Origin of the sequence: Synechococcus sp. H70.1, from assembly GCF_047502705.1 — a bacterium.
In the GTDB taxonomy this organism is placed as follows: domain Bacteria; phylum Cyanobacteriota; class Cyanobacteriia; order Thermostichales; family Thermostichaceae; genus Thermostichus.
Genome location: NZ_JANSIV010000113.1, coordinates 20,758 through 25,170, shown reverse-complemented (window position 1 = coordinate 25,170; position 4,413 = coordinate 20,758). Strand labels below are relative to the sequence as shown.

Below are 4,413 nucleotides of genomic sequence, written 5' to 3'. Positions count from 1 at the left end.
TGGCGCTGGTTTTTGCCCCCATCTACCTCTACGACCTGGCCAACATCCCTTTTCAAATCAACACCGACGAGATTGTCATCACCTCCATGGCACGGCGGGCCTCAGGGGTGCGCTACCCCGATATCTTTGGGCTGATGCCGGAGTATTTCTATTTCCCCCGCTTCCTGTTCAGCCTCTTTGGCGGCCTGACGCGGCTGATGGGGGGAGTCACCCTGGTCAATGTGCGCACTATGCATGCCGCCTTCGGGGTTGTCACCATTCTGGTGGCCTATGGGTTTTTTCGGTCGTTCTGGAACCCCCGGCTGGCCTTGGCAGGAGCGGCCCTCCTGGGATCCAACCACGCCTTGTTAGGCATCAGCCGCATGGCGATGCGGGAGAATCTGATTGTGCTGGTGGAGTGTGCAGCGCTAGCCTTGCTCTTAAAGGGCGTGCGGGAAAAAAACCCCCTGCTTTTGTATTTGGGGGGAGGGGCGGCGGGTTTCTCCCTTTACGGCTATCTGCCGGGGCGGGTGGTGATCCTGCTGGGGTTGCTGTTTGGCGGCCTCTACCTGCTCCTGGGCCGGGAGGAGCTGCAAGGAGGGGATAAGCAGGTTAACCCCTTCTGGACTTTGGCCAAGCTAACCGTGCCGGCGGCGCTGGGGTTTTTCCTGGTGGCTGCGCCCATTCTGGTGGCCACTGCCACTGCTCCCCCAGAAAGCGCCGAGTATGCCCGCCAGCAATTTCTCTTTTTCCCGGAAGGGCGGGCGCTGCAGCAGATGTGGGTCAATGCGGCTACGCCGGCAGAGGCGGTGTGGCGCAACCTCCGCAACGGCCTAAGCATGTTCAACGATCCTAGCCAGCACGACCGAGGCTACATCTACCCTAACTACGGCCATGCCTTTGTGGATCCGCTGACGGGGGTTTTGATCTGGCTGGGGCTGGGATCCGGGCTCTACCGCCTCCTTAGAGGGCGCAGCCAGCCCCACGACTGGCTTTGTATGGGCAGTTTCCTGTTTCTTTACCTGCTCTTTAGCTTGGCCATCACCAAAGCCCCCAACTACACCCGCCTGCTGGTAATCCTGCCCTTTGTAGCCTACCTAACTCTGGAAGGGATCCAGGCAGTGGCCGGTCTCCTGGAGCGTTGGGGATCCCCAAGGAGGAAGTGGCTGCCGGCAGTGGCGATGGCGGGGGCGATGCTGTTGATTGGCGGATGGAACTTGGCGATCTTTGGCGACTTTGTCCGCAAAGGCTGGACCCAGGGCAATGATGTGGGAGCCACCGGGCGCTACGTGGCAGCTCGACAAGGGGATCCCGACTACCGCTTCTACTTGGCTGCCAGCGCCGCCTACCCCTATTTCAGTTGGGGAGAGCCCATCTATTGGCAGAGTTGGATCCAGTTTTTTGCCGGCTCGGGACAGGAGGTGCAGGTCTTTTCCCCCGAGACGTTGCCCACCCAAGATCTACAGCCGCCATTTACCCTGTTCCTAAACGAGGAGGTATGGAATCAGCAAGGGGCAGCGCTGCAGCGGCGCTTTCCCCGGGGACAGTTGCATCGGATCCCGGCTGAGCGGGGGCTGTGGGCATTTGAGGTGGCCGATCCTTTGCCTGGGCTTTGAGCCAGCTATAGCCATTGTCGTTGCCTTCTTGTGCCACCCTCGGGGATTGGGGAGAGGGGTGGCTCTACATCCATCCCGGCAGGCTGACCCGCAGGGCCCTCGAAAATAGTGCTCGGCGTGGCGGCGCAACTGCTTCACCTCTTGATCGGGATCCCAACGGCGGTAGCGAGCGGGTGACCCTGCTGCCTGCCCCGATCCCCTAGAGCGGCTGCTGTTCTCGGCCCGCTCCCCGTTGAGCCAGGAGAGGGAATTAGCCACGCGACTCAAGATGGTGTTGCCTCCTCTCTTGTCCTCAACCCCAACTGACGGAGCAGCCGCCGCAGCTCCACCAGCAGCACTCCTGCCACGCCGGTCAAGATCCAGCCCAGCCAGTCCGCCGCCGTGCCCAGGTAGCGCACCTCCACGCGATGCTCCCCCGGCGGGATGCGCACCTGCAACAGGCCCGTCTCGTTGTGTTCAGCCGCTCTGAACCGTCCATCGATTTGTACCCTCCAGGCGGGGTAGTAAAACGTGCGCAAGACTACGGATTGCTCTTGGGAGGTGGGGTTAAGCGCCCGAAAGCGACGGTAGCCATAGCGCCACTCTTCCACCTGGAGCCGCGCCGCCGGATCTTCCACCCTGCCTTGCCACTGCACCAGCGGATCCACCTGCGGCGGCGGCATAGGCAACGTCGCCTGGCGGGGCCGGTATTCCAGTGCATCCACCAGTGCCAGCCCATCGGGAAAGCGCCAGTGCAGGTGCAAGAAAGCAATGCCCGGTCGCTCCTGGGGCTCGTTGGGGAACTGCTTGGCTGCAGCGAGTTCTTGAAAAGTTTGGACAAGCGGCGGATCAAAGCCGGCTTTGGACACCAGTTGCAAGCCCTGCCAGGTTTGGACTGCCATGGCCAGGCCGAGCCCCACCAGCAAAGGGAGCCGCAGGCGCTTGTGCCCCCACCCCCAGCTAGCTAAAGATCCCACTAGCCAAGGCAAGGTTACCGCCGTTACCGCCATCCAGCGCCAGGAGAACTGAATCCGCCGCAGGGGCAAAACCCACTCGTAGAGCCAAGCCAGCAGATCCGTCATCATCAGCAGCGCCACCAGGCTAGCCCCCAAGCTGTAGAGCAGGGTGGCTCTGGCAAGAGATTCGGCAGCGCCACTTTCCTGGGATGGGAAACTCCTCCCCGACCGGCGGGCTAGCCACTCCAGAAAGACCAGGATCCCAACCCCCCCTAGAACCGCCGCCATCCAAACCCAGTACCCCACCAGGTTGCTCTCAAACCAGTGCTCTGTCCAGCGCGGCTGCAGCTGCATGAGCCCGCTCACCATCAGGCGATGGTGGGGTGTATACTCGTCGGCAAAGTTGACAAAATCCACCTGGACATGCCGCTGATCCCAAAAGGCTGGCAGCAGATAAAACGCCGTCCACCCTAGCCCCAGCCCAAACCCCAGGTAGCAGCGCCCCACCCTGGGCCAGAAGGGATCCCTTCCCCCCACCACCCAAGGCAGAGGTAGCCAAATCAGGGTAAACACCAGCAAGGTGGGCAGGTGGGACAGCGCCAGCAGGCCATAGCTCAGGGCCAAAGCCGCAACCGGCCAAAGGGCCTGCAACTGGCAGATTGTCTGCAGCGAGGCCCAGAAAACCCAGGGGGAGAGGGCAATGGCCCACACTTCCCCTATGGCTCCCCTTTGGTAGATATCCACCAGCCAGTAGGGGCCGGCCATGCTCAGGAGGGCCAAGACCAACGCCAAAGCCCAAGGAAGTACCTGCCGCAGCAGAAGGTATAGCCCCAGCCCCAAGACCGCCATCGCTAGGCCCATGCTGGCCACCAAAGAGCCGAGCATATCCAGCCCCAGGGCTCGAAAGGGCAAAGTGGCCACCATACACAGGGGCGGATAGAAGGCAAAGGTGGGGTTGCCGTAGCCGAAGTTGGAATACTCCAGCCAGCGGGGGTAAAGCTGCCCGCCGAAAAATTGGCGCTGATACTGAAAGGCCCAGCTGAGGTTAAAGTGAGTGGAATGGGTGATGGGATAGCCCCGCTGCAGCATCGGCCAGAGCAGGGCCAGCACGCCAGTCAGCAGCACAAGCCCAACCAGCAGTCGCGCTTGGCGCAACGCTTTTACCCTCTCACCGGGCCAAGCTCTCCCGCTCCAAAGGCCCGCCCCCTCTCCCATACTTGCTTGCGTACCAGGCGAATGTTTTCGATAGCCCCAGGCGGCAGGGCAGTTTCTGCCCTTGCTGCCAGGCGTTGGCCCAACGGACGGCTTTTTTGCCAGGAATTAATAGCGAAGCCAAGCGTAGGCCGCCTCAGAGAGCACTGGCACCTCCGCATAGTGGCCGCGCAGGTTCTGTACCCAAGCGTAGAGAGTGACAGCAATCACTCCCAGAAGGGCAGTGTTGGCCAGAATGCTGCTCACTTCCACTAGACCCAGGCTGCCAAAGAGCATAGCAAACACCTGCATCAGCACCTGCACCAGAAACAGGGCTATGTTGAGCAACAGTGCCTGCATGGTGTTGAAGCGAACAAAGTGGGCGATGCGGCTGTTGCGGATTACGAAAAAGAGGAGGGCAAAAAACAACCCCACCCCCAGCCAGCCGGTGGCTAGAGGCAGCAAACGCAGCAGCGGACTAAAAATGGGGATCAAACCTGGCAGAGATTGAAACAAGCCAGAGGGCACAAAGCCGAAGGGGAGAGCCGCTACCAACGGCAAAAGATAGGGAAGGGATCCCCACAGCCGATCCAGGGGGGTGATGTTGCCGCGCCAGGTCATAGTCTTAGCTGCTCATTGAGGTGAAGTTTGCGGGTCGGTGCGCTCCCGGGATCCAACAGCAACACCCAAGC

3 protein-coding genes are annotated in these 4,413 nt (G+C 61.3%); 1 reads left to right on the top strand and 2 read right to left on the bottom strand.

Annotated features, from left to right (window positions below; translation table 11 throughout):
* The coding region (locus tag NW827_RS08140) for a glycosyltransferase family 39 protein (RefSeq protein WP_414503550.1) at positions 1-1,595 on the top strand (1,595 nt) is incomplete at its 5' end.
* Between the two features lie 263 nt (positions 1,596-1,858).
* Here NW827_RS08140 and NW827_RS08135 read toward each other — a convergent pair.
* Together NW827_RS08135 and NW827_RS08130 are read right to left on the bottom strand one after the other, a co-directional pair.
* On the bottom strand, positions 1,859-3,655 hold the full coding sequence (locus NW827_RS08135) for a hypothetical protein (protein ID WP_414503549.1): 1,797 nt from the start codon (positions 3,653-3,655) through the stop codon (positions 1,859-1,861).
* A 195-nt stretch (positions 3,656-3,850) separates the two neighbouring features.
* Positions 3,851-4,342: a Tic20 family protein gene (locus tag NW827_RS08130; protein ID WP_414362506.1), complete on the bottom strand. Its 492-nt coding sequence runs from the start codon at positions 4,340-4,342 to the stop codon at positions 3,851-3,853.
* Positions 4,343-4,413: the final 71 nt, after the last annotated feature.